General features: G+C 66.2%; 26 protein-coding genes and 1 pseudogene. 10 read left to right on the top strand and 17 right to left on the bottom strand.

From position 1 onward, the window contains the following. Both GJ631_RS19475 and GJ631_RS10545 read left to right on the top strand, forming a co-directional pair. Positions 1-72 (top strand): PGF-CTERM sorting domain-containing protein (locus GJ631_RS19475; protein ID WP_156709123.1); only part of this gene is annotated, 72 nt, incomplete at its 5' end. Between the two features lie 38 nt (positions 73-110). Beyond that, positions 111-1,460 carry an MFS transporter gene (locus GJ631_RS10545; RefSeq protein WP_156709117.1) on the top strand — a complete coding sequence of 450 codons (1,350 nt, stop codon included), beginning with the start codon at positions 111-113 and terminating at the stop codon, positions 1,458-1,460. On the opposite strand, the gene GJ631_RS10540 is transcribed toward GJ631_RS10545, so the two are convergent. Together GJ631_RS10540 and GJ631_RS10535 are read right to left on the bottom strand one after the other, a co-directional pair. Further along, a complete protein-coding gene (locus GJ631_RS10540; RefSeq protein WP_156709116.1) occupies positions 1,457-1,645 on the bottom strand; it encodes a hypothetical protein in 189 nt (62 codons plus the stop codon). The genes GJ631_RS10545 and GJ631_RS10540 overlap by 4 nt on opposite strands. 47 nt (positions 1,646-1,692) lie before the next feature. Then, positions 1,693-2,454, bottom strand: a complete 762-nt coding sequence (locus GJ631_RS10535; protein ID WP_156709115.1) for an SDR family NAD(P)-dependent oxidoreductase — start codon at positions 2,452-2,454, stop codon at positions 1,693-1,695. A gap of 95 nt (positions 2,455-2,549) precedes the next feature. On the opposite strand from GJ631_RS10535, the gene GJ631_RS10530 reads away from it, so the two are divergent. After that, positions 2,550-3,371, top strand: a complete 822-nt coding sequence (locus GJ631_RS10530) for a glycerophosphodiester phosphodiesterase (RefSeq protein WP_156709114.1) — start codon at positions 2,550-2,552, stop codon at positions 3,369-3,371. On the opposite strand, the gene GJ631_RS10525 is transcribed toward GJ631_RS10530, so the two are convergent. The 5 genes from GJ631_RS10525 to GJ631_RS10505 form a co-directional block, all read right to left on the bottom strand. Further along, positions 3,372-3,770: a hypothetical protein gene (locus GJ631_RS10525; RefSeq protein ID WP_370518639.1), complete on the bottom strand. Its 399-nt coding sequence runs from the start codon at positions 3,768-3,770 to the stop codon at positions 3,372-3,374. Beyond that, complete coding sequence (locus tag GJ631_RS10520) at positions 3,767-4,165, bottom strand: hypothetical protein (RefSeq protein WP_156709113.1); 399 nt, start codon at positions 4,163-4,165, stop codon at positions 3,767-3,769. Before GJ631_RS10520 ends, GJ631_RS10525 begins: the two co-directional genes overlap by 4 nt. Positions 4,166-4,202: 37 nt before the next feature. Beyond that, positions 4,203-4,619 carry a thioesterase family protein gene (locus GJ631_RS10515; RefSeq protein ID WP_156709112.1) on the bottom strand — a complete coding sequence of 139 codons (417 nt, stop codon included), beginning with the start codon at positions 4,617-4,619 and terminating at the stop codon, positions 4,203-4,205. 63 nt (positions 4,620-4,682) lie between these two features. Next, complete coding sequence (locus tag GJ631_RS10510; protein WP_156709111.1) at positions 4,683-6,530, bottom strand: PINc/VapC family ATPase; 1,848 nt, start codon at positions 6,528-6,530, stop codon at positions 4,683-4,685. Positions 6,531-6,873: 343 nt separating this feature from the next. Continuing rightward, the gene (locus GJ631_RS10505) at positions 6,874-7,059 is read right to left on the bottom strand and encodes a hypothetical protein (protein WP_156709110.1); all 186 of its coding nucleotides are present in this window, start codon (positions 7,057-7,059) and stop codon (positions 6,874-6,876) included. Between the two features lie 365 nt (positions 7,060-7,424). On the opposite strand from GJ631_RS10505, the gene GJ631_RS10500 reads away from it, so the two are divergent. Further along, the gene (locus GJ631_RS10500; protein ID WP_156709109.1) at positions 7,425-8,159 is read left to right on the top strand and encodes a fumarylacetoacetate hydrolase family protein; all 735 of its coding nucleotides are present in this window, start codon (positions 7,425-7,427) and stop codon (positions 8,157-8,159) included. Position 8,160: 1 nt separating this feature from the next. Here GJ631_RS10500 and GJ631_RS10495 read toward each other — a convergent pair whose 3' ends face one another. Further along, positions 8,161-8,700, bottom strand: a complete 540-nt coding sequence (locus tag GJ631_RS10495) for a carboxymuconolactone decarboxylase family protein (RefSeq protein WP_156709108.1) — start codon at positions 8,698-8,700, stop codon at positions 8,161-8,163. Between the two features lie 87 nt (positions 8,701-8,787). Between GJ631_RS10495 and GJ631_RS10490 the strand changes: the two genes are divergently transcribed. The 3 genes from GJ631_RS10490 to GJ631_RS10480 are packed head-to-tail and all read left to right on the top strand — an operon-like array spanning position 8,788 to position 11,538. Beyond that, the gene (locus GJ631_RS10490; RefSeq protein WP_156709107.1) at positions 8,788-9,276 is read left to right on the top strand and encodes a redoxin domain-containing protein; all 489 of its coding nucleotides are present in this window, start codon (positions 8,788-8,790) and stop codon (positions 9,274-9,276) included. Between the two features lie 48 nt (positions 9,277-9,324). After that, on the top strand, positions 9,325-10,542 hold the full coding sequence (locus GJ631_RS10485) for a CaiB/BaiF CoA-transferase family protein (protein WP_156709106.1): 1,218 nt from the start codon (positions 9,325-9,327) through the stop codon (positions 10,540-10,542). A 42-nt stretch (positions 10,543-10,584) separates the two neighbouring features. Continuing rightward, positions 10,585-11,538, top strand: a complete 954-nt coding sequence (locus tag GJ631_RS10480; protein ID WP_156709105.1) for a malate dehydrogenase — start codon at positions 10,585-10,587, stop codon at positions 11,536-11,538. On the opposite strand, the gene GJ631_RS10475 is transcribed toward GJ631_RS10480, so the two are convergent. Both GJ631_RS10475 and GJ631_RS10470 read right to left on the bottom strand, forming a co-directional pair. Then, complete coding sequence (locus GJ631_RS10475) at positions 11,535-12,500, bottom strand: NADPH:quinone reductase (RefSeq protein ID WP_156709104.1); 966 nt, start codon at positions 12,498-12,500, stop codon at positions 11,535-11,537. The two genes, GJ631_RS10480 and GJ631_RS10475, sit on opposite strands and share 4 nt — an antisense overlap. 49 nt (positions 12,501-12,549) lie before the next feature. Continuing rightward, positions 12,550-13,657, bottom strand: a pseudogene (locus GJ631_RS10470) (nitrate/nitrite transporter). Positions 13,658-13,879: 222 nt separating this feature from the next. On the opposite strand from GJ631_RS10470, the gene GJ631_RS10465 reads away from it, so the two are divergent. Further along, positions 13,880-15,310, top strand: coding sequence for an amidase (locus tag GJ631_RS10465; RefSeq protein ID WP_156709103.1), 1,431 nt, complete (start codon positions 13,880-13,882; stop codon positions 15,308-15,310). A gap of 12 nt (positions 15,311-15,322) precedes the next feature. Here the strand turns inward: GJ631_RS10465 and GJ631_RS10460 are convergent, their stop codons facing one another. Both GJ631_RS10460 and tcuA read right to left on the bottom strand, forming a co-directional pair. Continuing rightward, positions 15,323-15,844, bottom strand: coding sequence for a pyridoxamine 5'-phosphate oxidase family protein (locus tag GJ631_RS10460; RefSeq protein WP_231753951.1), 522 nt, complete (start codon positions 15,842-15,844; stop codon positions 15,323-15,325). 59 nt (positions 15,845-15,903) lie between these two features. Further along, the gene (gene tcuA / locus GJ631_RS10455) at positions 15,904-17,307 is read right to left on the bottom strand and encodes an FAD-dependent tricarballylate dehydrogenase TcuA (RefSeq protein WP_156709102.1); all 1,404 of its coding nucleotides are present in this window, start codon (positions 17,305-17,307) and stop codon (positions 15,904-15,906) included. A 122-nt stretch (positions 17,308-17,429) separates the two neighbouring features. On the opposite strand from tcuA, the gene GJ631_RS10450 reads away from it, so the two are divergent. Further along, positions 17,430-19,259: an FAD-binding protein gene (locus tag GJ631_RS10450; protein ID WP_156709101.1), complete on the top strand. Its 1,830-nt coding sequence runs from the start codon at positions 17,430-17,432 to the stop codon at positions 19,257-19,259. 14 nt (positions 19,260-19,273) lie between these two features. Here the strand turns inward: GJ631_RS10450 and GJ631_RS10445 are convergent, their stop codons facing one another. The 4 genes from GJ631_RS10445 to GJ631_RS10430 all read right to left on the bottom strand — a co-directional run bounded on the left by GJ631_RS10445 (position 19,274) and on the right by GJ631_RS10430 (position 24,586). Then, the gene (locus GJ631_RS10445; RefSeq protein WP_156709100.1) at positions 19,274-20,731 is read right to left on the bottom strand and encodes an acetyl-CoA hydrolase/transferase C-terminal domain-containing protein; all 1,458 of its coding nucleotides are present in this window, start codon (positions 20,729-20,731) and stop codon (positions 19,274-19,276) included. After that, the gene (locus GJ631_RS10440; RefSeq protein ID WP_156709099.1) at positions 20,728-21,285 is read right to left on the bottom strand and encodes a MaoC family dehydratase; all 558 of its coding nucleotides are present in this window, start codon (positions 21,283-21,285) and stop codon (positions 20,728-20,730) included. Before GJ631_RS10440 ends, GJ631_RS10445 begins: the two co-directional genes overlap by 4 nt. Positions 21,286-21,409: 124 nt before the next feature. Further along, entirely contained in the window at positions 21,410-23,050 is a 1,641-nt protein-coding gene (locus tag GJ631_RS10435; protein WP_156709098.1) for a thiamine pyrophosphate-binding protein, read from the bottom strand. A 42-nt stretch (positions 23,051-23,092) separates the two neighbouring features. Then, positions 23,093-24,586, bottom strand: a complete 1,494-nt coding sequence (locus GJ631_RS10430) for an aldehyde dehydrogenase (RefSeq protein ID WP_156709097.1) — start codon at positions 24,584-24,586, stop codon at positions 23,093-23,095. A 110-nt stretch (positions 24,587-24,696) separates the two neighbouring features. Here GJ631_RS10430 and GJ631_RS10425 point away from each other — a divergent pair, with 110 nt between their 5' ends. Beyond that, the gene (locus tag GJ631_RS10425; RefSeq protein ID WP_156709096.1) at positions 24,697-25,335 is read left to right on the top strand and encodes an RraA family protein; all 639 of its coding nucleotides are present in this window, start codon (positions 24,697-24,699) and stop codon (positions 25,333-25,335) included. Here GJ631_RS10425 and GJ631_RS10420 read toward each other — a convergent pair. Beyond that, positions 25,332-26,519: a CaiB/BaiF CoA-transferase family protein gene (locus tag GJ631_RS10420; RefSeq protein WP_156709095.1), complete on the bottom strand. Its 1,188-nt coding sequence runs from the start codon at positions 26,517-26,519 to the stop codon at positions 25,332-25,334. The genes GJ631_RS10425 and GJ631_RS10420 overlap by 4 nt on opposite strands. Positions 26,520-26,598: the final 79 nt, after the last annotated feature.

Below are 26,598 nucleotides of genomic sequence, written 5' to 3'. Positions count from 1 at the left end.
GGGCCGGGCTTCGGTGTCGGCGTCGGCGTCGCCGCCTTGCTCGCGTTGGGCGTGCTGTTCCGCCGGCGCTGACCGGCCGTTTCATTTCGGTCGGGATTCGATAGGTCGGTATGGACGACGCCGACGGCGGCTTGCGGTCGCTTCTCAGGCAGTTCTTCGCACTCGAAGGCGACGTGCTCGTCCTCTCCGTTGCGATGTTCGCGTTCAGCCTCGGCTTTCAGATGACGAGTCGGTACGTCCCGCGATACATGTCCGTCCTCGGGGCGGGTGCGGTCGCAATCGGCCTGTTCGGAACGTTCGGAAACCTCGTCTCGGCAGTGTACCCGTATCCGGGCGGGGCGCTCTCGGACCGTATCGGTTCGCGCCTCGCTCTGACGCTGTTCGGACTGGCCTCGACGGCCGGCTTTCTCGTGTGGCTGTTCGCCGAATCCTTCGGCACGCTCACCGTTCCGGCAGTCGGGACGACCGTCGACCTCGCCGGCTACCGAATCGTCGTCGGCTGGCTCGACCCCGCTGTCCTCCCGGTCGGCATCTTCCTCGGCCTCGTCTTCGCGCAGGCGTGGAAATCACTCGGCCTGGGCGCGACGTTCGCCATCGTCAAGCAGGCCGTCACTCCCGACCAGTTGGCGACGGGGTTTGCCAGCACCGAGACGTTCCGACGGCTGGCGTTTCTGCTCGGCCCGCTTCTGGCGGCGGGCGTCCTCACCGTCTTCGCCTTCGAGACCGGCTTTCGCGTCATCCTTGCGGTCGCCGCGGCGTTCGGACTGGCCGCGACGCTCCTCCAGTACGTCCTCTATGACGCTTCCGAGGACACGCTGGGGAAGTCCTTCGGCGGCGTCTCGACGGTCATCGAGGACCTCCGGTCGATGCCTGAGGAACTCCGGCCGCTTCTGGTCGGCGACACCCTCGTCCGCTTCGCCAACGGGATGGTGTACGTGTTCTTCGTCATCGTCGTCACGGAGTTCCTCGAAGTCGGCGCCACGGTGCCTCTCGTCGGCCACCTGTCGCCCGACGCCTACTTCGGCGTCCTGTTGGCCGTCGAGATGGCCGTCGCGTTGCTGGTGATGGTGCCCGTCTCGCGGCTCTCCCGGCGGGTCGGTCTCAAGCCCGTCGTCGCATTGGGCTTCGCCGTCTACGCCGTCTTCCCCGTCTTACTCATCTACGCGCCGCCGAACGCCGCGGTCCTCGCGGCGCTGTTCGCGTTCTCGGGGCTCCGATTCGCCGGCCTGCCGGCGCACAAGGCGCTCGTCGTCGGCCCCGCAGAGGCCGGCAGCGGCGGCCGCGTCACGGGAACGTACTACCTCCTCAGAAACGTCGTCGTCGTTCCCTCCGCGGCCATCGGCGGCGCTATCTACGCGTTCTCGCCGGAGGCGGCCTTCGGGACGGCGACCGCAGTCGGTCTCGTCGGCCTCGCCCTCTTTCTCGCCTTCGGCGAGGAGTTCGAGCAAGCGGTGGCCTAAGCGGTGCGGAACTCGCCGTGTTTGACGCCCAATCCGAATGCCAGCAGACCGAAGACGGCCATCGACGGCGCGACCATCATCAGCGTCGTCCGGAGCGGCATCATATCTCCGCCGACGAGGCCGGCGACGCCGACGACGATGACCGCGAGCAGTACGCCGAGGCTGACCGGAAGGCTGAATTCCATACCCGTCGGTACGGGTTTGGAAACAATAATACGCTCGAAGCCGGCGATTAACTCACCGAGAAGCCGCCGTCGACGACGAGTCCGTGACCCGTGACGAAGGAGGCCTCGTCGGACAGCAAGAAGGAGATGGCGTCGGCGACCTCCTCGGGCTCGCCCAGTCGCTTCAGCGGGTACTGCTGGGCGGCCTGCTGTTTGGCCGCCTCGGGGTCATCCTTCGAGTCGAAGTACTGGTTTCCGAGCGGCGTCTCGATGAAGCCCGGACAGACGGCGTTGGCGCGGACGCCCTTCGAACCTGCCTCGGCGGCGACCGCGCGGGTCAGGTTCAGCACCGCGCCCTTCGTCAGCGAGTAGACGGCCTGCTTCGGCAGGCCGAGGAAGGAGGCGAGGGAGCCGACGTTGACGATGGCACCCGACTCCTGTTCCTTGAAGTGCGGCAGGGCGGCCTGACAGCCGTGCCAGACGCCGCGCAGGTTCACGTCCATCACGTAGTCGAACATCGTGTCGGTGACGTCCTCGGTGTACGCCGGCGGGTGGCCGACGCCGGCGTTGTTGACCAGCGCGTCCAGTCCGTACTCCTCGACAGCCGTCTCGACGACGGCCTCGAACGCCTCGGCGTCGGTCACGTCGAGTTCGTGGAAGACGGCCTCACCGCCCGCCTCCTCGACTGCATCGACGGTCTGCTTGCCGCCGTCCTCGTTGATGTCCGTCGCCACGACGAACCCGCCCTCTTCGGCGACCGAAACCGCGGTCGCCCGACCGATTCCCGAACCGGCGCCAGTGATGAACACCGTATCGTTCTCGAAGCGCATACTCGTACGATGGTAGCACTCGACATAAACCCTCGCTAACGGCTGACCGTTCGCCGTCGGCGTACCTTCTTGTCGACGGCGGGTGACTACCGGATATGTCACCCGACCCGCGCGTCATCGCCCACCGGGGGTTCGGCGGGGCGTTTCCGGAGAACACCGTCGGTGCCGCCCTCGCGGCGGCGACACACCCGCGCTGTGATGGCGTCGAAATCGACCTCCACGCCACCGCCGACGGCGACCCCGTCGTCTTCCACGATACCCGCCTCGGACAGCGGAACGACGGGTCGCCGGGACTGACCGACGCCGAGGGCGTCGTCTGGGAGCTGCCCACCGAGACGGTCACGAGCGCCGAAGTCCTCGACAGCGGGTGGACCGTCCCGCCCTTCGAAGACGTACTCGCGGCGCTTCCCGACGGCACTTCCCTGACAGTCGAGTTGAAGAACCCCGGAACGCCGAACGTCCGGCCCGGCGCACACCTCACGCCGACGGAGCTAGATGCCGCCCGAGAACACTGGGTCCCGTTCGTCGAGCGCGTCACCGACTCGATTGCCGAGACGGACACCGACCTCGACGTGCGGTTGGCCTCCTTCTGTGAGGCCGCCGTCGCCGTCGCGTCCGAGTACGACCACGAGACGGCGCCCATCTGTGTCGCCGCCAACGCCGAGACGACCCTGGAGTTCGCCGTCGAACACGGCTGTGATGGGATTCACGCGGGCAGCGATGCCATCGTCGGTGAGTACCGGGGACCGACGCCCGCCTTCGACCTCGTGGCGGCGAGCCACGACGCCGGTCTCGAAATCGCCGGCTGGACCGCGGAGACGTGGCACGACGCCCAGCGGTTCGCCGAGGCGGGCGTCGACGCCATCACGGCCGACTACCCCTCGTTGCTGCTCGCCACCAGCACGGAGACGGCCTGACTACCGGCCGCGGTGTTCGACGGTCAGGGCCTCCGGGAGCGTGCCAGCGCGCTCGTAGGGGTCGACATCGAACGTCCGGAGCGTCGCGACGAGGCGGCCCTCCGAGACGGTCGCCCGCAGGACGACGCCGACCGACGTGACGACGACGTACGGCGGTTCGGCGACCGGCCGTGCTGGCAGTTCGTAGCCGGCGTGTGAGAGACTCTCCGCCCACGCGCCGACGAGCGCCTCAAGTGCGTCGGCCTCCCGCAAAACGGTTCGGAACGGCGGTACGACGCGCTCGCGCTCCGTCGTCGTGCCGCCGTCGAACGACGCCGCGACCGCGTCGGCGCAGTCGAACACCGTCCCGAGTGTCGGACGGTGGGCGTCGAGCAATCGGCGGCGAAGGCGCTCGGTCACCGCGCGGACTCGGCGTCGGCGTCCCACGCCGGCACCGTCGCCGGCGGGTCATCGGCCGGCTCTCGCGTCGAGAGGACCAGCGTCGAGAAGTCGGTCTCGGAGATGTTGCCGTTGTCGAGCGCTCGGAGCCACCCCGCACGGAGCTCCCACTCGCCGTGGAAGCCGCCGTCGGTGTCGAAGGCCCAGAAGTGGCAGTTCCGCGGTTCCCATCCCTCGCCGTGGGCGTCGACCACCTCGACACAGACGTTGCCGATGTCGTTCTGCACGAGGCCATCGGCGGCCGTTTCGTACTCGACGTGGACCGTGTCGTCTTCGCGGGCGCCCCGCTCGACGTAGACGCCGAGACTCATGAGGTTCTCCGCCAATCGGTCGACGATGTCGGGGGCCCCTGGCATACCAGTTCCTTCGTGCCGAGCGAAAAGAAGGTGCCGCCTACACCGGGTCCGGCGGGTCCTCTTGAAACGCGACGACGGCATCGCGGAACGCCTCGGGGACCCGCGTCGGCGCGCCCGACTCGTCGACGGCGACGTGGACGACGCTGCCTTCAGCCAACACCTCGCCGTCGCGGCGACATTCGTAGTCGAACTCGATGCTCGATTCCGTGATGGCGTCGACCCGAATCGCGTTCTGGAGGGTGTCGGCGAACTCCGCTGGCTTGCGGTAATCGAGGTCGACGTGGACGACGTGGACGTCCCAGTCTGCCGCTTCGAGTTCCTCGTAGGGGTACCCAACCGCCGAGAGGTACGCCGTCACCGTCTCGTCCTGGAAGGTGACGTAGTTGCCGTAGAAGACGATGCCCTGTGCGTCGGTCTCCTCGAATCGAACCGTGTTCTCGAACACCTCGTGCATGCGCCGAGAGGGGCGGGGTTCGGGCTTAAACCTGTCCCAGACGGGGACGACTGGCGCCGGCCGTTACTGCGGGACGACCGTGATTCGGTTGCCGCGGTCGATGGCCTCCTCCAGTTCCTCGGCGATGGCCGACCCGCGAGAGACCTGAATCTCGCCGCCCCGGGAGACCGTCGCGGTGAAGAGATACTCGCCGTCGGCACGGACCTCGACGGTTTCGCCCTGGTGGCTGCCGAGCGGGATGACGACGTGGCGGTTGGTCACCTCGGGGGTGACGACTTCGCCGGCGTGACCGGACCCGTCTCCGCCGCCCGTGCTGACGGACTTCCCGCCGGGTTTGTCCTCGAAGGTGCGCACGTCGATGTCGATGCCAAGGCGGTCTTCGATTTGGGAGATGCGACCGCCACCCTTGCCGATGACGTACGAGATGTCGTCGTCTTCGACCCAGACGATAGCCCCGCTCGAGCCGGTTACCTCCACTTCGACGTGGCCGCGGGCGACCGACCGAATCTCGCGTTCGATTTCCTGTTTGGCGACACGCTCGATACCGGATTCGGCCTCACCCTCCCCTGCACCGTCGAGGGGCACGGTGACGACCTGTCGGTTGAACGTGTAAATCTCGTAGGCGGGTTCGCCCGTCTCCCAGTCCTCGATGACGATGACGGGTCGGGCGAGGTCCTCCTCGACGAGGCCGTGGGGGACTTTCACCTCGGTCTTCACGTCGTAGACGGTGTGGACCTGTCCGGCCTCGATGTAGACGACAGTGTCGACGACCTGCGGAATCATCCCCAACTCGACGCGGCCGACGAGTCGCTGGAGGGCGTCGATGGCGCGCGTCGCGTGGACGACGCCTATCATGCCGACGCCGGCGAGTCGCATGTCGGCGAACGTCTCGAAGTCCGACGTTTTCCGCACCTCGTCGTAGATGGTGTAGTCCGGCCGGACCATCAGCAGCGAGTCGGCGGTGTTGGCCATCGACCCGCCCAACTCGGTGTACTGGGTGATTTCGGGGCCGACTTGGAGGTCCCGCGGTTTCTCCATCGTCTTGACGGCGAAGCCGGAGTCGTTGAGGAACTCCGCGACGGCCTGGGCGAACGTCGACTTCCCGGCGCCCGGTGCCCCGGAGATGAGGACGCCACGCTGGCGTTCGGTGAACCGCTCCCGGAGGTCGTCGGCCTTGTCGTAGTCGTCGAGGTCGGTCTTGACGATGGGACGGACCGCCGTCACCTCGATGGCATCGGAGAAGGGCGGTTGGGCCACCGCGATACGCATATCCCGGAACTGGACGATGTCCATTCCCGGATGGGACAACTCGATGAATCCATCCGAGGAGGCACGTGCGGACTCGATGACGTCGGCGGCGTACTCCCGCATCGTCGCCTCGTCCAACACCTCGTCGCCGATTTTCTCGTACACCATCTCGCCGATGGAGCCGCGTTTCGCCATCGGCCGAACGCCGGTCTTCAGGTGGACCGACATGGTCTTTTCGTCGAGGAACTGCTCGATAGCGAGGGTGTCGACGTCCCGCTCGCGCGGTTCGACGTACTCGACGGCCAGCCCCTTCGCCTTCGCGACCTCGCTTTGGACCACGTCGCTCGTCAACAGCGTCGCGTCGTGTTCGGCCGCCAAATCGCGAATGAGCGCGTCGATTTCGCCCTCGCCGGCTTCGCGTTTCTCGACGGCGTCGGGCCGGCGGCCGACGTACTCGACGGTAATCGCCCCCTCGTCGGCGAGGTCCGCGAGTCGCTGGAGCTCTTCGAGTCCCTCCCAGCCGCTGTCGCGGCCGTCGTTGGCCTGAGCCTCCAACTCGCCGACGACAGCCTCCGCGATGTAGACGGTGCCGTCGAAGCCGCCGTCGACGCGCTCCGACACGCGGCCGTCGATGACCGCGCTCGTGTCCGGCAGAATATCCATGTCGGAACTCCGTGACCGAGGCGTATAAACGCGGTGATGGCCGCTGAAACGGACGAAGCACTTACAATCGCCTCCACCAACAGGGGGCGTGGATGGGCATGGACGACGCAACGCAACGCGACCTGAAACGGCGGTGTCGGGAAACGTTCGGGAAGGAACTCCGTCTGGCGTTCTGGTACTCCCTCGGCGCGAGCGTCGACTACGGAATCGTCCGCTTCCGCCGGGACATCCGCCAGCGGTACGCCGACGCCGACGAGGCACGCGTCGTCGCCGCCAACGTCGTCACTGATATGCGGACGAGCGAACCGGAACTGTATCACGACCAACTCGGGAGGTCGGTGCGTTACAGTCGACGGTCCACGTCTTCGAGGAGGCCGTCGTCCTCCACGTCGGCCACGAACACACCGGCATCGTCGTCAGTTACGACGCCGACCAATCCGTCGACCTCGTCGATTTCATCCGATTCTGCAAACAGTGGCTCAGGGAGGCGGCCGAGGATACCACCCACCACTGAGAGATCGGTCTTCACTCCGGAGACTCGCCCCACGACCAGCAATAGCGTTGTGCTCCGAGACAACGCCTCCGGTTCGATGGTTCGATAAATATAAAAAATACAGATATAACAAATATATTTGTATTTGAAATACCTGAGTCCTCTAAGTTTAGATATATGGTATAAAGCAGCTCAATATATTTTCTTTTGCTATTAAAAAACAAAAACAAAAATATTTTAATAGGAAATAAGAGAATTCATCGAATTACTTTCTGGGCCCCGAATATTATGATGTGTGATATGTGTCTTAAACATACGAATTTTATCATATCTGCCGCCCCCGCTCCGGTGTCGATTGCCGGTACCTCAACCTTGGTTACAATCAACATGGTCGGTTGGGTATGCGGTATGTCAGATTTCGGGACCCAGCCGGTGCCGTACGCCGCGGGACGTGGACCGACACGGACGAGATTCGATTCGGCGGCGAGCGCTACACGCCCGACGAAGTAGACGTGTTGGCGCCCTCCGAGCCGTCGAAAATCGTCTGTGTCGGCCTCAACTACGCGGGCCACGCCGAGGAACTCGGGAAGGAACCCCCCGACCGTCCGCGGATGTTCTTCAAACCACCGAACACGGTGTCGAGCCACGGCGCTACGGTCACGCTGCCGGCCGACAAGGACCGAATCGAGTACGAGGCCGAACTCGGCGTCGTCATCGGCGAACAGTGCCGGAACGTCGACGAGAGCGAGGCGATGGACGTCGTCGAGGGGTACACCTGCATGAACGACCTCTCGAATCGCGACGATCAACACATCGAACAGAACTACGTCCGAGGGAAGGGGTTCGACGGCGCCGCCCCCCTCGGTCCGGTCGTCGTTGAGCCCGAAGCAGTCCCCGACGACGCCTTCGTCCGAACGCGGGTCAACGGTGAGCAAAAGCAGGACGGTTCGCTGTCGGAACTCATCTTCTCCGTGCCGGAACTCATCGCCGAGATTACGGCCTACATCACCCTCGAAGCCGGCGACGTGGTGTCGACGGGAACACCGAAGGGCGTCGGGCCGCTCGCCGACGGCGACGAGGTCGAAATAGAAATCGAGGGTATCGGAACGCTACAGCACGCCGTCCGGATTCCGTAGCCTACTCCTCGTTTGGCGTCCAGCCGACGAACTCGCCCTCAAGCGGGATATCGAGCGCATCGAGGAACCGCGCCGTCGCGAGGTAGTGCGTCGCGAGCTGTGTCGCCCCGACGATAGTCGCGTCGTCGACGTGTTCGGCCAGCTGGGCGTGGGTCGCGTCGTCGACATCGCCTTCGGCGACGGCCCGAACGTACCGGATGAGCGCCGCCCGACGGTCGTCGAAGTGGTCGAAGTCCTCCGCCGCAATCGCTTCGATGTCCTCGTCGGGGACGCCGAGGTTCCGGGCGATTGGGACGTGTTGGTTCCACTCGTATTCGGCGTCGAGACCGCGGGCGACCGAGAGGATACACCGTTCGAGGTCGTCGCCGTCGAGGCCGCCGTCCTGCCACAGCGTCGTCCCGTAGCGCATGTACGACTGGAGCACGTCGGGGTTGTTCGCCATCGCACAGAGGAGGTTGATTTCCCCCATCGCGTCCTCGCTGAGGAGGTACTGATAGTCGTCCGGCAACTCCGCCTGTTCGAGCAGTGGCACGCGAGCCATACCGAACCGAGACGCCCACACCTAAAGAAGCCCCCGACGACGGCAGTCTACGCCAATACTTATCACGACTCACCCGAACGACGGCGTATGGTCACTGTCGGCGAGCAGGCACCCCAGTTCACGGTCCCGAAAGCCGGCGGGGCGACGTACGACGATATCGGACCGCTGTCGCTCTCGGAGGCACTCGAAGCGGGCCCCGTCGTGTTGGCGTTCTACCCCGCGGCGTTCACGAGCGGCTGTACCGAGGAGATGTGCACCTTCCGAGACCACTACGATGACTTCGCGGCGCTCGACGCGACGGTGTACGGCGTCAGCGTCGACCTCCCCTTTGCCCAGAACGTCTGGATTCGAGAACACGACCTCGGCTTTCCGATGCTGTCGGATTGGGACCACGAACTCGTCGACAGCTACGACGTGGCTCTCGAGAGCGGCCACGGGATGGAACTCGCCGAGCGGAGCGTGTTCGTCGTCGACGAGTCCGGCACGGTCGTCTACCGGTGGGTCCGCGACGGCGAGAATCCCGACTTCGAGACCCTCGTCGCCGACGTTCGGGCCGCGGTAGAGACCGAAACGTAGCACAGCCTCCAGTAGAACTAAGCCCGAGTGCGGTCCACTTTCGGGGTAATGACGCAACGAGAAGCGTTACCGCTCTCCGATGTCTCGGTCGTCGAGTTGGGGAACATCGTCTCCGCGCCGTTCGCCAGCCTGCTGCTCGCCGATTTGGGCGCCGACGTGGTGAAAGTCGAACGCCCCGGTTCCGGCGACATCATGCGCAACGCGGGCGAAAGCGGCGAAGCCGTCGTCAACGCCTTCAACCGGAACAAACGCTCGATTGCGCTGGATTTACAGAGCGACCGCGGCCGGGCGGCCTACCACGACCTCGCGGAGGCGGCCGACGTGGTCATCGAGAACCTCGGCCCCGGCGTCGCAGACCGCCTCGGCATCGGCTACGACGACCTCAGCGAACTGAATGCTGGCCTCGTCTACCTCTCCATCAAGGGGTTCCAGCCCGGCCCCTACGGCGACCGCCCCGGAATGGACATGGTCGCCGAAGCGATGTCCGGCCTCGCCGCCATGACCGGCCGACCCGGCGACGGCCCCGTCCGCGTCGGCACCTCAATCGCGGACATCGGGTCGGCGCTGTACGGCGTCATCGGCGTCCTCACTGCCCTCCGCGAACGGGAGCGAACCGGCGAGGGCCAGTTCGTCGACGCCACACTGTTCGAGTCCGCCGCCCAGTGGATGGGCTACTGGGCGACGTACGCCGACATGACCGGCCACGACCACCCGCCGCTCGGCTCTTCACACCCCGCCTTCTCGCTGTACGACGTCTTCGAGACCGACGAATCGGACCGCTGGGTCTTCGTCGGCGTCACCACTGACCGCCACTGGCCGGCGTTCTGTGAGGCCGTCGACCGACCGGACCTGCTGGCCGACGAGCGCTTCGAGACGCCCGCCTCCCGACTGGACCACAAATCGGAACTCACCGAGGCGGCCGCCGAGGAACTCGCCGACTGGAACCGCGAGGAACTCGTCGACGCGCTGCTGGAGGCGGGTGTTCCGGCAGCCCCAGTCAATGAGCCTTCCGAGTTACTGGAGGACGACCACCTCAGAGAAACCGGCATGCTCGTCGACTTCGAGGGCGACCACGGCGGCGAGCGAAAGCGTCTCCGGACGGTGAAGACGCCGCTATCCGGCGACCGTATCGAAACCGAACAGCGCCTCGACGCGCCGCGACTCGGCGAACACAGCCGCGAGGTGTTGGCCGACTCCGGCTACGACGACGCCGACATCGATTCGCTCATCGAAGACGGCGTCATCGAACTGCCGGACGAACGCTAACGCGGCACGTAGCTTCAAGTGGGTGTCTCACCCGGTATGGGTATGGACGTCCTCGTCGTCGGTGGCGGAGGGACCATCGGGTCTACCGTCGCCTACACGCTGTCCGTACAGGACCCCGAAACGACCGTCACGCTCGTCGATTCGGACGCTGAGACCGCGGAGGGCCACGCTATCGACGTTCGCCACTCGACGCGTCACGTCGCCCACGGCCTCGGCCGCCCCGACTTCGGCCCCGAGGAACCCGGCACCGTCCGCGCCGCCGCCGCCTCGCCGTCGCTCGCCGAGGCGGCCGACTGCGTCGTCGTCACCGCCAGCGCGCCGCGACCCGAGGGCGGCGATGCCCGCGGTGGCAGACTAACCTTCCTCGAACGAAACCTCGAAATCGCCGACGAAATCGCGGGATGGCTCGGTGAGGCCGCCCCGACGCCCGTCGTCGTCGTTTCGAATCCCGTCGACCGCATCACCCATCGCCTGTACCGTCGGACGGGGTGGCCCCGGCGGCACTTCCTCGGCTACTCGCTGTCGGAGACGGCCCGCATCGCCGACGAAATTGCCCGTCGAACCGACAGCGCGCCGCGAGAGGTGTACTGCCCAATCGTCGGCGAACACGGCGAACACGTCGTTCCCCTGTTCTCGCGGGCGACCGTCGGCGGCGACCCCGTCGAGTTCTCGGAAGCCGAACGCGAAGCTATCGTCGAGTACGTCCGGGACGTGCCCTACGACGTGTTGAAACTGCGGGGCGCGCGGGACTCCTCGCGGTGGGTCACCGCTCGCGGCGTCGCGGCTATCGTCCGCCGACTCGACGATGGCCGCGCCGAGACGCCGGCGTGTCTCTCGACGCCGCTGGACGGCGAGTACGGCTTCGAAGACGTCTCGCTGAGCGTGCCGGTCGAACTCGGCGACGACGGCGTCGGCGAGATACTCGAGTGGGACCTGGCCGACGAGGAGCGGGCGGCCTTCGAGGCGGCGTACCGGGCGGTCAAGACCGACCCTTAGGGCGTCACGACCAGTTTACCGACGAAACTGTCCTCCAAAATCGCGCGGTGCATCTCGGCGGCCTCCTCGAGTTCGTAGCGGTGGTGAATTCGCGGGTCGAGGTCGCCGCGGGCGACGAGCTTCAGCACCGACGACAGCGGCTCGGCAATCCGCGGCGTATCGGGCCGCGAAGCGAGATTTGACATGTTCATCATGTGCAACGCGAGGTTCTTCCCGCGGCCTTCGCGTACCCCCTCGAAAGGGCCGTCCTCGCCGGCGTACTGGACGATGCGGCCGCCGAAGGCCGCGATGTCGATGTCGAAGCCGAGGTACTCGCCGATGCGGTGGTCGAGAACGACGTCTGCCGGCCGGTCCACCGCGTCCCGGAGGTCGGGGTCGTCGTATCTGAGGACGGTGTCGGCGCCGAATGCCGTGGCGGCGCGTTCGGCGTCCTCGGAGCCGACCGTCGTCATCGTGTCGGCGCCGAGCGCCGCCGACAACTGCACTGCGAGGTGGCCGACGCCGCCGGTCCCGCCGTGGACGAAGCAGGTCTCGGCCGGCTCCAGCCCGGCGTGGTCGATGAGCGCTCGCCACGCCGTCACGCCGGCGAGTGCGGCCGCGGCGCCGGCTTCGAAAGATACCTCTTCGGGCAGCGTCGCGACGATGTCGGTCGGAACCGCGACGTACTCCGCGAACGACCCCTGCTGGAAGCGGTCGGTGTGGAGGCCAGTACCGCACACGCGGTCGCCGGCCTCGAAGGCGGTCACGTCGTCGCCGACCGACTCGACGACGCCCGCGAAGTCCGACCCTGTCGTCTTCGGGAGGTGTTTCGGCCCCCACTTCCGCCGTTTGGCGTCGGTCGGGTTGATGCTGGCCGCCCGGACGACGACCAGAACCTCGTCGGCTTTCGGCGTCGGTCGGTCGACGTCTTCGACGCTCAGTACGGACGGGTCGCCCGCTTCGTGGTATCGAACTGCTCGCATGCCTCTCGAACCGGCCGCCGGACGCATAGGTGTTGCTCCCCTCGGCGGGCTACCGGTCCGGGATGCGGAGGCTGAGAAGCGAGACCACCGCCGCGACGACGGCCAACACGAGGAACCCCTCGTCGAAGAACCCGCGGTCGGCGAAGGCACCGAACAGGAGTGGACTCGTCGCGCCCAGCCCCATGTAGACGGTTCGAATCGCGCCCAGTCCCGTCCCGCGGATGTCCCGCGGCAGCGCCGCCGTGATGTACGACAGCGTCACCGTCGCCTGGCCGAGCAGACTGCTCAACACGGCGGTGGCGGCGACGACGGCCCAGAACGACTGAACGAACGACACGGCGACCATGCCGACGGCGGTCAGTCCCATGAGAATCGGGAGAATCCGGTTGAGACCGATTCGGTCGTAGGCGTTGCCCGACAGCGGCTGGACGAGGATGCCGACGGCGAAGAACAGCGCGAACAGCCCCGCGGCGGTCGACGGCGAGAACTCCTTGACCTCGATGAGATACGTCGGATAGAAGCCGGTGAACGCCTGCCAGATGCTGTAGCCGAGGATTTGCAGGAGTCCGACCAACAGAATCGACGGTCGGGAAATCTCCTCGAAGATGTAGCGTACGGCGTCGACGGAGATGCTGTCGATGGCGCTTTCGTCGTCGGCCGCCCGCTCGGGAACGAACAGCCAGAGACTGACGCCCACGAGCGCGAACAGGGGGACGGCGATGCCGAAGCCGAGTTGCCACGCGACGGCGGCGGCGACGACGCCCGCGATGGCCGGCATGACGACGTTGCCGGCCTCGCCGGCCGCCATCGTCACGCCGATGGCCGAGCCGTCCTTGTCGGGGTATATCTCCGACAGCGCGGTGAACCGCGAGACGCCGTACAGCGCCGTCCCGAGGCCGAACAGCGTCGTCGCGCCGAACAGTATCGGCGCCGAGGTGGCCGCCGCGACGAAGGCGATGGTGACCGCCGAGATGACCGTACTGACGACGAGGATGCGCCGCTCGCCGAACTTGTCGGCGAGGATGCCGCCCGGGAGCTGTCCGACGGCGTATGCCATCCACAGCAGGCTCAACAGGAACCCCCGCGGCCGTGAGGCTCAGGCCGTAGGCGTCCCGAAGGTTCGGCAACAACACGGGGTAGGTGAGCCGGACGCCCATCGAGAGGAACCATCCGCCGGCGATGGCGACGAGCGTCCGACTCCGGCCATCGTTCCAGACGGTACGCACTCTCTCGCCGACCGTTGCTGTGTCTACCACGACTGATAACTCCGTCCTATCCGTTTCCGGAGTCGGGTGATTATCCCTCTTGAGGGGGCGTATGTTGCCGGTATCCGCCGCCGGGCCCGAGGGTTTATCGCCCTCCCTGTCGGTTGCTACCGCATGGACGCCGAGCAACGCCTCGAGACGCTCATCGACGAGTTCGGTCTCTCGGTCGACGAGGAGACGAAAGCCGCGACACTTCGCTACGCCGAGGAGTTGGCGTCGTACACCGACCGATGGGACCGGCCGCGGGCGGTCGAACCGCGCGGTCACTGGGCCGACGACGAGTACAACGCCCTCCTCGACGTCTACGACGAGCCGCGGCGCCGACGCGCCGACGGCCCGCTGTCGGGGCTGTCGTTCGTCCTGAAGGACAACATCTCCGCCGAGGGACTACGCATGACCTGCGGCTCGCAATCCTTCGAGACGGTCTCAGCGGGCGACGCGACGGTCGTCAACCGCCTCCTTGACGCCGGCGGCACGCTCCTCGGGAAGGCCAACATGGACGCTTTCGCCTTCGGCCCCGGCGGCCTGTGGAGCGAGCGTGGCCGGGTGCGGAACCCTATCGATACAGAGCGGATTCCGGGCGGCACTTCCAGCGGCTCTGGTGTCGCCGTCGCCGCCGGATTGGCCGACGCCGCCCTCGGCTCGGATACGGGCGGCAGCGTCCGGTCGCCGGCGGCCTGCTGTGGCGTGGTCGGCATCAAACCGACCCACGGACTCGTCTCCCGGTTCGGCTTCGTCGAGAACGTTCCCTCGGCTGATACCATCGGCCCGCTGGCCCGCGACGTGGAAACGGCAGCCCGCGTCCTCGAAGCGATTCGCGGCCCCGACGTTCGGGACCCGACGACCAGCGCCGTCGAACTGCCGCCGCTGGACCGCAATATCGAGGACTTCGATTCGCTCCGAATCGGCGTTCTCGACCTCGCCCCGCACGGCGTCTCCGAGCCCGTCGTTGAGGCTATCGACGACCTCGCGGCCGACCTCGACGCCGAACCCGACGTATCCGTCGGGTCGGTCGACCTCGCAATGGAGGACATCGAGGAGGCGTACTCGGTCATCTCCGGTGCCGAGTTCGCGTGGCTGCTCCGGCAGTCCTTCGCCGACCGTGGCGGCGTGCCGACCCTTCCGGAGATGACCGGCCGCATCGACGGCTCGCTGTTCACCGACCACGTCGCCGAACGCCTGCTCCCGGGGGCGTATCTGGACGCCGCGACCGATGGTCGGGCCTACGCCCTCGCCCAACAGCAGGTCGTCGCGTTCAAGCGTACTCTCGCCGAGCGCTTCGAGCGCTTCGACGTGCTTCTCACGCCGACGCTGCGGACGCTGCCGCCGAAACCCGACCAACTGCGGAACGCCGAAGGCGGCTTCAAGTACACAATCGCCAAGCAGTTCAGCCTCGCGGGGATTCCGGCGGTGTCGGTCCCCTTTGCCGAACGGGATGGCCTGCCGGTGAGCGCCCAACTGCTCGCCCCGCAGTTCGACGACCGGACCGCGATTCGGGCCGCACGACTCGTCGAGACTCTCGGCGAGTGGTCTCACGAACTGTGAGGTCGATACATCTCAGTCGTCGTCGGGTGCCGCCGCGCCCATATCATCGGGCAGGCCGTAACTGAACGGCATCCCCTCGGGCGCCGCTTCGTCGGTCAACCGCGAGGCGTCGAGTTTCCGGTTGTCCCACGTGACGGTGTGGACCGGTTCGACGTCGAACCAAATCCAGCCGTCGCGTTTGGCGTACACCTTTTTGACCACGTCGGGAATCTCGCCGTCGTAGAACCGCTCGACCCACGCGTCTTCCAGTTTCGAGCGTTTCTCGGCGTCGGTGACGACCGTCGCGTAGCCGTGGACGAAGACGCCTCGAAGCGAGGTGTAGCTCTCGCCGACGTCCAGCGTGAGTCCGACCCGGTTGTCGTGGAAGACGTTCTTGCTCTTGCGCTGGCTCGGGTGGGTGAGCACGTAGAAGTGGCCGTCGTCGAGCCGGGCGAACCCCACCGGCGCGACGTGGGGCCAGCCGTTCTCGGAAACCGTCGCGAAATACAGCGTTCGCTGGTCGTCGAGAAACGCCTCCAACTCCTCGTCGTTCATGTTCATCCCTCGCATAGTCGGTGTGGGAAGCGGGCGTACAAAGAGCTACCGAGCGCCGACTACTCGCTGACGAACTCGGCCGCGTTCTCGCCGGCGATTTTCCCGAAGACGGCGGCGTTCGTCAGTCCCGTTCCGCCGGGGTAGTTGTTGTAGAAGAGGCCGCCGGTGGCGTTGCCCGCCGCGAACAGGCCCGGAATGACCGTATCCGTCGTGTCGAGCACCTCGGCTTCCGGCGTGATGCCGACGCCGCCGAAGGCGAAGGTCATCCCGCCGGTGACGGGGTAGCCGGTGTACGGCGGGTCGTCCAAGGGGAGCGCCCAGTTGGATTTCGGCGGGGTCACGTCGGTCGCCTCGTTGCCGTCGAGGCTGTTCGCTTCGTACCGCTCGAAGGCGTCGTCTTCGCAGGCCTCGTTGTAGGCTTCGACGGTCTCGACGGCGCGGTCGACGTCCTCGATGCCGAGGCGGTTGGCCAGCGCCTCGATGGAGTCGGCGGTCATCGACCGCGAGGGACCCATGTGGGCCACGTCGTCGACGACTTTCGAGTCGACGATGATGAACGCCTCGTGGTAGGGCTGTTCGAAGATGCGGCGGCCGAACTTCGCGTAGGTGTGAGCACGGGCATCCTCGCCCTCGTCGACGAACCGTTCGCCGTCGTGGTTGACGATGAGGCCGTACTGGTAGCCGTCGATGCGGGTGATTCCACCCTCCACGTCCGGCGACCCGGCGTCGATGAGCGCCATGTGGGCGTCGCCCCACTCGCCATCGGATTTGGCGCCGACGTCCATCGCGGCCTCGATTGCCTCGCCGGTGTTGTACCGACTGCCGCGGACCTTCATGTTGCCGTAGCCGGGGCCGTAGTATCGGGTCCGCTTCTCCTTGCTGGAGCCGTAATCGCCCGCAGCGAGGACGACGGCGTCGCCCTCGAAGCGGACGCGGGAGCCCTCGAGGAACCCCTCGACGCCCGTGACGGTGCCGTCATCGGAACGAATCAACTCCTGGGCCTCCGCCCGGTAGTACACGTCGGCGCCCTCGTCTTCGAGGATGTCGATAAGTTCCGTCACCATGTCGGCGCCGTGGAGCCAGACGCGTCCGGCGGTGTACCCGGAGTGTGGCGCCTGATACTCCCATTCGAGGCCTTTGTGGGTCAGCCACTCGAAGGTCTCTGCGGCCTCCCGGGTCACCGTCTTCGCGAGGTCCTCGTCGGCGCGGTAGTTGGTGACCTTCATGATGTCCGAGTAGAAGTCCGAGGCCGTGTAATCGGGGACGTTGAACTCGACGTCGAGGTCGATGTCGGCCGTCGGGATGCGGAACGATTCGGTGAACTGGGTGTGGCCGCCGCGGTGCTCTTTCGGCGCCTTCTCCAGTATCGCCACGTCGGTGTCCTCCTCGGCGAGACGGAGGCCGGCGGCGAGACCGGCGATACCACAGCCGACCACGACCACGTCGTACTCTTTGTGCTGCATGGGCTAGTAACTCTACTTCGAAGTCCACGAGACGACATAAGGAGATTACTATCGCGGTCGGTGTCTCCCCTACTCGCCGCGGGACCGTACGTTAAAGTCGTGCGGTTGCCAAGGAACCACACATGATTTCCCACGACGTGGTCGTCGTCGGCGGCGGCGGCGCCGGTCTCCGTGCGGCCATCGCGGCCCACGAGGCCGGCGCGGACGTCGCCATCGTCTCGAAGTTGCATCCGGTTCGCTCCCACACCGGCGCGGCGGAAGGCGGCATCAACGTCTCGCTACACGACGACGACTCCGACGAACTGCACGCCTACGACACGATGAAGGGCTCCGACTATCTCGGCGACGCCCCTGCAATCGAGACGCTGGCCCGCGATACTCCCGAAGAGGTCATCCAACTCGAACACTGGGGGATGACCTTCTCCCGGGACGACGACGGCGGCATCGCCCAGCGATATCTCGCCGGCCACTCCGCGCCGCGGACGACCTACGCCGGCGCCGAGACCGGCCACCACCTCCTGCACACGATGTACGAGCAGGTCGTCAAACGTGGCATCGAGGTGTACGAGGAACGGTACGTCCTGGAGTTGGCCGTCAGCGGCGAGGCCGACCCCGACGACCGGGCGTGTCACGGCGTCGTCGCCTACGACATCAAATCCGGCGAAATCGAGGGCTTTCACGCCCGAAACGGCGTCGTCCTCGCGACGGGCGGCCTCGGGCAGGTGTACAACCACACGACGAACGCCGTCGCCAACACCGGCGACGGCCCGGCGATGGCCTACCGAGCCGGCGTGCCGCTGGAGGACATGGAGTTCATCCAGTTCCACCCGACGACGCTCCCCTCGACGGGCGTGCTTATCTCCGAGGGCGTCCGCGGGGAGGGCGGAATCCTCTACAACAGCGAGGGCGAGCGGTTCATGTTCGAGTACGGCTACGCGAGCAACGCCGGCGAACTCGCCTCCCGCGACGTGGTCTCGCGGGCGGAACTCCTCGAAGTACAGGGCGGTCGCGGCATCGACGACGAGTACGTCTACCTCGACATGCGGCATCTCGGCGAGGAGCGCATCAACGACCGCCTCGAGAACATCGTCCACCTCGCGAAGGATTTCGAGGGCGTCGACCCCGTCGAGGAACCCATGCCGGTCAAGCCGGGCCAGCACTTCGCGATGGGCGGCATCGAAACCGACGAGAACGGCCAGACGTGCATCGACGGCCTCTACGCCGCCGGCGAGTGCGCCTGCGTCTCCGTCCACGGCTCGAACCGACTGGGCGGCAACGCCCTGCCGGAACTCATCGTCTTCGGTGCTCGTGCGGGCCGTCACGCCGCCTCGGGCGAGCGCGAATCCGCGGAGATTCCCACAGGGGCCGACGCCCGAACCGAATCCGGAACCGTCGACGCCGCGGTACCGCTCGGCCAACCGGATGCCGCGGGTGTCGCGACCGACGGCAGCACCGACGCTGCCGAAACGCCCGAAGCGGTCATCGAACGTGCCGTCTCGACCGCCCGCACTCGCGTCGAGGAGTTACTGGAACGCGACGGCACGAACCACGCCGAAATCCGGGCGGACCTCCAGGACGCGATGGAGGAACACGTCAACGTCTTCCGGAACCGCGAGGGGCTCCTCGAGACGCTGGAGACGATTCGGGAGTGCCGCAAGCGTTACCGGAACGTCGCCGTCGCCGACCCCTCACGGACGTTCAACACCGACCTCATCCACACCATCGAGACGCGCAACCTCATCGACGTGGCCGAAACCATCACGCTCGGCGCGCTCGTCCGCGAGGAGTTCCGCGGCGCCCACTGGCGACAGGAACACCAGGCACGCGACGACGACGAGTGGCTCAAACACACGCTCGTCGCGTGGAACGACGGCTCTCCCGAGTTGTACTTCAGCGACGTGCTGTTGGACGGCGACATCCAGACGTACGAACCGAAAGTTCGGAGTTACTGAGAACGGTCTCGTCGTCAGTTCGGCCACTCGACCGCCCGCTGGAGGTCGTGGGGGATGTGACCGCCCTGCTCTTTTGCCGCCTCGAAGTACTCCCACAGCGCCGGCTCGAACGAGGGATGGGCGCAGTTCTCGATGATTTCCTCGGCGCGCTCGACAGGTGAACAGCCCCGGAGGTCGGCGACGCCCTGCTCGGTGACGACGACGTCGAGGTCGTGTTCGGTGTGGTCGACGTGGAACGCCATCGGAACGATGCGTGAGATTTCGCCGCCCTTCAGCGTCGACGGGAGCGCACACACCGACACCAGCGAGTTGCGGTTGAAGTCGCCCGAGCCGCCGACGCCATTGATGGCCTTCGACCCGCGGACGTGCGTCGAGTTAGCGTGGCCGTAGATGTCGACTTCCACGGCGCTGTTGACGCCGACGACGCCGAACTGATTGATGAGGCGGGCGTCGTTCGACACGTCGGTCGGCCGCAACACGATGTCTTCGGCGTAGCCCTCGACGTCCTCGAACAGTCGCTGTTGGCCCTCGTCGGTGAGCGCGAGCGTCGTCGCGCTGGCACACTCCAGTCGGCCCGCATCGAGCATGTCCAGCAGGCCGTCCTGAATCACCTCGCCGAAGTAAATCACGTCCCGGCCGGCGAAATCGAGGTCGATGAGTTCGCCCATCAAGGCGTTCCCGAGGCTGCCGACGCCGAACTGGAGGTACAGTTCCTCCTCGAAGACGGGCGTTCGCTCCATCTCCTCGGCGAGGAACGACCCGAAGTTCCGCGCGATTGCCTTGTCGTCGTCGGTGGGGTCACGGAACGTGTACGTCGAGTCCGAGCGGTCGGTCTCGACGACGGCGATGAGTTTCTCGGGGTCGAACCGAATCCGCGAATCACCGATGCGGCCGTCCGGCTCCGACAGCGGAATCGGCTCGCGGTCCGGCGGCGCGTCGGGGCGGTACACGTCGTGGACTGCCTGCAGTTCCAGCGGTTGGTTGTGGTTGACCTCGACGATGAGTTCGTCGGCCGCATCGACGAAGGCGGGCGTCTGTCCGATGGAGGTGGAGGGAATCAGCCAGTCTTCGCCGACGGCGACGGCCTCGACGATGGCCACGTCGGGGTCGACCAATCCGCCGTACTGCACTTCGTCGCCCAGCGAGGAGACGTTGCGGTCGCTGAAGGCGATTTCGTTGTTGTTGACCTTTTCTCGTGCTTCCGGCGTCGACTGATACGGGTACCGCCGGGCGATGGCATCGGCCTCGACGAGGGCGGTGTCGATTTCCTCGCCGACGCTGCCGCCGCTGACGACTGTGAGTTCGAGGTCGCGTCCGGAGTCGGCCAGCGCCAGCGGCAGGGCTTTCGGGTAGCCCACGCTGCCGAACCCGCTAACGAGGACAACCGCGTCGTCGGCAACGAGGTCGGCCGCGTCGTCGGCCTCGGCCATCGGCAACTCGCCCGCATACCGCTCGGTGATGTGGTCGCTCATTCGAGGTCCTCCGGTTGGGTGCCGATGCCCTCGGGCCAGCCGGTCGGTTGGGCCGCCGTCGGTTGGGCGTGTTCGCGTTTCAACACCATCGGCGTTCGCTCCAGGGACAACACCAACTCGTCGTCCTGGTTGTACGCCCGGAGTTCGGTGGTGACGATGCCGACGTGGTCCCGTGAGGACGACTCGCGTTTCTCGGTCACTTCGCTTTCGACGAAGATGGTGTCGCCGTGGAAGACGGGACCGTGGTGGCGCACCGCGTCGTAGCCGAGGTTGGCGGTGGCGTTCGCGCTCACGTCGATGACGCTCATGCCGACGGCGAGGGCGATGACGAACGTGCCGTTGACGAGGCGCTCGCCGAACTCCGTCTCGGCGGCGTAGGCCTCGTTGAAGTGCATCGGGTTGGTGTTCATCGTCACGTTCGTAAACCACACGTCGTCGGTCTCGGTGACCGTCCGTCCGTAGGGGTGTTTGTAGATGTCGCCGACCGAGAAGTCCTCGTAGTACCGTCCTTCCCAGCCCTGTACCAGTCGTCGTTGTGTCTCTTGTTCAGCCATGGGTTGTGTGTCTCTCCGTCGCCGCGTGTCGGTTCGCGGCCGTCGCGTCCCGCATCGGCGCCGTCGTGTGTTCCGTCACGGTTGTCGGTGTGTGTTTCCGCCGAATCGTAAATAAACGTGCGGGTCAGTACGGCGGGAACCCCGGCCGCGAAACTTCGGGAATCGTCCGCGCGTCGAGGACGAGCGGCACGTCGGGGTCCGACGCGAGGAACTCCTCGACGACGTCGAGGTCCTCCGGCGAGCGGACGACCGCACCCTCGGCGCCGAACCCTTCGGCGACTTTCACGAAGTCGGCGCTGTCGTACGTACTCGCGGTTTCCCGCTCGTAAATCATGTTCTGGCGGTGTCGGATGATGCCGTAACTCCGGTCGTTGAGTATCGCGACGATGACCGGCAGACCAAGTCGGACGCCCGTTTCTATCTCCTGTATCACCTGCAGCAGCGCGCCGTCGCCGGTGTAACAGACGACGGTCTTCTCGGGGGCGGTCGCCTGTGCGCCCAGGGCGGCCGGCAGGGAGTAGCCCATCGTCCCGAAGTTGCCGTTGACGAGCATCGTTCCGTCCTCGCCGATGTCGTGGAAGACGGCGGGGAAGCCGGTGTTGTTGCCCGAATCGACGGTCACGATGGCGTCGTCTGGGACGCGTTTCGAGAGTTCGACGGTGAACTCGCCGGGGTCGATTTCGTCGGGTCGCTGTTCGAAGCCGTCGGCCCACGGGAACGGCGCCCCGGCGATGGTCTCCTCGACCGCTGCCGCGCGGTCGGGGTTCGCCTCGATGCGGTCGGTCAGCGCCTCGACGGCACGGCGAGCGTCGGCGACCATCCCGACGGCCGGGATTTGGTGGGTCGCTATCGACTCCTCATCGATGTCGATTTGAATCACGTCGGCGTCGGCGTACAGCTCACCGTATCGGGTCGTCTTCCCCGAGAGCCGCGCGCCGACGACGACCGCCACGTCGGCGTCCCACAGCAGTTCGTCGTTGGCCGGCGACATGAACGTCCCCGAGATGCCCGACACGAAGGGGTGAGACTCCGACAGAACGCCGCGGCCGAAGTACGTCGTCGCGATTGGCGCGCCGGCTTTCTTGGCGAACTCCGCCAGCGCGTCGCCGGCGTTCGAGCGCATCGCGCCGCCGCCCGCCAACACGACGGGGTGGTCGGCGTCGGCGAGCAGTTCGACGGCCTCTTCGAGGCGGTCTTCGTCGGGTGCGATGCGTTGGCGTGGACGTGGCACCGGCGTGTACTCGGCTTCGGGGGCGGGCGCTTCCTGTACGTCCGTCGGCACCTCGACGATGACGGGACCGCTTCGGGTCCGCGCGCGGTCGAACGCTCGCGAGAGCACCTCGGGAATCGTCTCGGCGGTCTCGATACGCGTCTGATACGTCGAAATCGGCTTCGAGAACGCGGGATGGTCGAGATACTGCAGCGAGGTCTCCCGCCCCTCGATGCCGGTGTCGCCCACGAGGACGACGATGGGAACGTTGTCGCGGTCGGCGGCGGCGATGCCCGTCGCGCCGTTCGTGAGACCGGGGCCGTGGGTGAGCGTACACACCGCGACGCCGTGACGGGTTCGGGCGTGGCCGTCGGCCATCGAGACGGCGGCCTGCTCGTGGCGGGCCTGCTTGAACGTGAGGTCGCTCTCGTTGAGGCTGTCGATGAGGTGGGCGTTGCCCTCGCCGATGATGCCGAACACCGAATCGACGCCCTCCGCCGAAACGGCGTCGAGGACGTAGCTACTGCCGGTGGCTTCCGGGCCGGATTCTACCATACCACCCCCGAAGTGACGTGTCCCCGTTATCGTTTCGGTCGGTTAGCCGAGTTTGAACGGGTCGTCGACGGAGCCGGATTCGTCGACCCAGACGGTCTTCGTCCGGCGGTACTCCTCGATGCCCTCTTTGCCGTTCTCCCGGCCGAGGCCGCTGTCCTTGTAGCCGCCGAAGGGCGCGTTGTACGACAGCGTCCGGTACTCGTTTATCCAGACTGTCCCGGCCTCGACTCGGTTGGCGAAGCGCCGTGCCTGCCGCATGTCCTCGGTCCAGACGCCCGCCGCAAGCCCGAAGTCGGTGTCGTTGGCGAGTTCGATGACCTCCCCCTCATCGGAGAAGGTGATGACGCTGGCGACGGGGCCGAAAATCTCCTCGCGAGCGACGGTCATCTCGTTGTCCACGTCGGTCAGAATCGTCGGCTGGAGGAAGCACTCCCCCGGCAAGTCATCGGGTTGCTCGCCGCCGAAGGCGAGCGTCGCGCCCTCCTCGATGCCGGTCTCGATGTAGGACACGTCGGTCTCCCACTGGTCGCGGAAGGCGACCGGCCCCATCTCGGTGTCGGGGTCCAACGGGTCGCCCAACTCGATGGCTTCGGCCCGACTCGTAAAGCGGTCGACGAACTCGTCGTGGACGTCCTCGTGGACGAACACGCGCGAGCCGGCGAGGCAGGTCTGACCCGTCGCCGCGAAGATGCCCTTGATGACGCCGTTGATGGCGTTGTCGAGGTCCGCACTCGGGAAGACGACGTTGGGGCTCTTGCCGCCCAACTCCAGTGAGGCGGGAATCAGCGCCTCGCCGGCGGCTTTCCCGATGTGTCGGCCGACGCCGGTGGAGCCGGTGAAGGCGAGTTTGTCCACGTCGTCGTGGTTGATGAGCGCCTCGCCGGCCGTCGACCCGCCGCCGGTGACGACGTTGTAGACGCCCGCCGGCAGGCCGGCCTCCTCGTGGAGTATCTCGGCGAACCGCAACGCGCTCACCGGCGTGTAGGAACTCGGCTTGTGGACGAAGGTACACCCTGCCGCCAGCGCCGGCGCCAATTTGAACACGGTCAACAGCAGCGGGGAGTTCCACGGTGTAATCGCGCCGACGACGCCGCGTGGCTCCTCGCGGACGTAGGTGAACATCTCACCGCCTTTGCTCTCGACGGGAATCGTCCGCCCCTCGTGGGTTCGACATTGGCTGGCGTAGTAGCGGAACCACTCGCCGAGGCCGCCCATCTGGGAACTCATCTCCCGAATGAGTTTGCCGTTCTGTCGGGTCTCCAGTTCCGCGAGTTCCTCGGCGTGGTCGTCGAGGGAGTCTGCGATGTCGTGGAGTATCGACGCCCGCTCGCTCGGCAACAACCCGCGCCACTCGTCGGACTCGAAGGCCGCTCGCGCCGAGTCAACCGCCCGGTCTACGTCGGCTTCACCCCCGTCAGGTACCGTCGCCCACACCGACCCGTCGTAGGGAAACGACACCTCGATGCGCTCGTCGCTCTCGGAGGGTGTGTACTCACCGTCGATGAACTGTTCGTACTCCGTGGGTTGGTCTGCCATACCTTCCGTTCTGGTCGAGCAATGATAGGTGTTTTCACCGTCGCTTTGCCGGCCAAGACGGCCAAGCGACGAGGGATACCTATAAGCCGCCGCACGCAGCAGACGAGTACATGGCATCGAGTATCACGGACGTGTACAGCATGTTCGACACCAGCATCGTCTCCGACGCTTTGGACAAACACGACATCGACGGCGTCATCACCGGCCTGCCGCCGGCGGCGCCCGCCCAGACGACGGTCGGCCGCGCCCACACGATGCGCTTCGAGTTGGTCGACGACCCCGGCGAGCGGACGAACTTCCCCTACGCGATGTTGAACGAACTCCGCGAGGACCGCGTGCTCGTCATCGACGGCGTCGGCCCCGATATCTCCTGTTGGGGTGGCAACGCCTCCCGACTGGCCGAGAACGCCGGCGTCGCCGGCATGGTCATCGACGGCGGCTACCGCGACATCCCGGAGATTCGTGAGGGGTCGTTCCCGGTGTTTGCCCGCCAGCCGACGCCGAAATCCGGCCAGCGCCGCCTCACCGTCGAGGCGGTCGGCGAACCGCTGAAAATCGACGGCGTCACGGTCAATCCCGACGACCTCGTCGTCGCCGACGCGACGGGCGTCGTCGTCGTGCCCGCCGAGAAAGCCGCTGAGGTCGCCGAAACCGCCGAGGCGACGCTCCGCGAGGAGCTACTCGTCGAGCGAAAAATCGAAACAGGTGCGACGGTCGCCGACCTCCAGGGCGACGACCACGAGTTCTAGAAGACGCCCTTCTCTTTCAGTTCCTCGTACTCCGCCTCGGAGTAGCCGAGTCGTTCGCACATCACCTTCCGGGTGTCCCGTCCCTTCGTCGGCGATGGTTCGATGTCGGGGAGCTCCGACCCCGAGAACCGAATCGGGATGCCGGGCACCGATATCTCGCCGTAGTCGGGGTGGTCGATTTCGTTTATCATCTGTCGCTCCTTGAGGTGGGGGTCGTCGGCGACCTCGTCGAGTTCCTTGACCGGGCCACAGGGGACGCCCGCGTCGAGCAGGATTTCCTCGATGTCGTCGCGCTTTCGCTCGATGGTCCACTCCTCGACCAGTTCGTCGACTGCGTCGAGGTGGTTCGACCGTTTGACGTTGCTCTCGAAGCGGGGGTCGCCCTTCAAATCCTCCCGGCCGATGACCTCCAAAAGCGAGTGCCAGTGCTGGTCGGTGACGCCGAAGATGGCGATGTAGCCGTCGGATGTTTCGTAGACGTTGTAGGGGCTTTGGGCGAGACCGCTGTGGCGGTTGCCGGTCCGCGGCGGCACGTCGTCGTCGTTGAAGTGCGCCGCCATCGGCGACATCAGCGTCGGGAACACCGAGTCGTGCATGCTCACCTCGACGAACTGGCCCTCGCCGGTCAACTCCCGTTCGTACAGCGCACCGAGGATGCCGGCGAGCAGGTGGATGCCGCCCATGAAGTCGCCGACGGCGATGCCGGCTTTCGTCGGCGGGCCGTCCGGGAAGCCTGTCACGTCCATCACGCCGCTGATGGCCTGAATCGTGAGGTCCATCGCGGGGTACTCGTTGTAGGGGCCCTCCTCGCCGAAGCCGCTGCTGTGGGCGTAGATGAGTTCCGGGTTTATCTCCGAGAGTTCCTCGTAGCCGAGGCCGAGGCGCTCCATCGCTCCGACCGAGAAGTTCTCGACGAGGATATCGGCGTCCTCGATGAGTTCCTCGAAGATTTCCTTTCCCTCCTCGGTCTTGAGGTTGAGTGTCATTCCCTCCTTGTTGGAGTTGAGCATCACGAACTCCGGGGCCTCGCCGTCGTCGACGCGGGCCCGAAGCGGTTCGCCGTGTGGCGGTTCGATTTTCGTGACGTCCGCACCCATATAGGAGAGCAACAGAGAGCAGTAGGGGCCGTTGTATATCTGCCCGAGGTCGACTACGTCGATGCCGTCCAGCAACTGGTCGCTCATACGTTCGAAGGGGGTAGTGAATCTATTAAGCTTTTGCCGTGGCTTTGCTCGTCGAGGGGTCGTCGGAACAGGTATGGGC

The sequence above is a fragment of the Natronomonas sp. CBA1123 genome (genome assembly GCF_009741925.1).
Lineage (GTDB): Archaea > Halobacteriota > Halobacteria > Halobacteriales > Haloarculaceae > Natronomonas.
The sequence above is the reverse complement of the archived record's forward strand: the minus strand, read 5'-3'. Positions and strand labels throughout refer to the sequence as shown.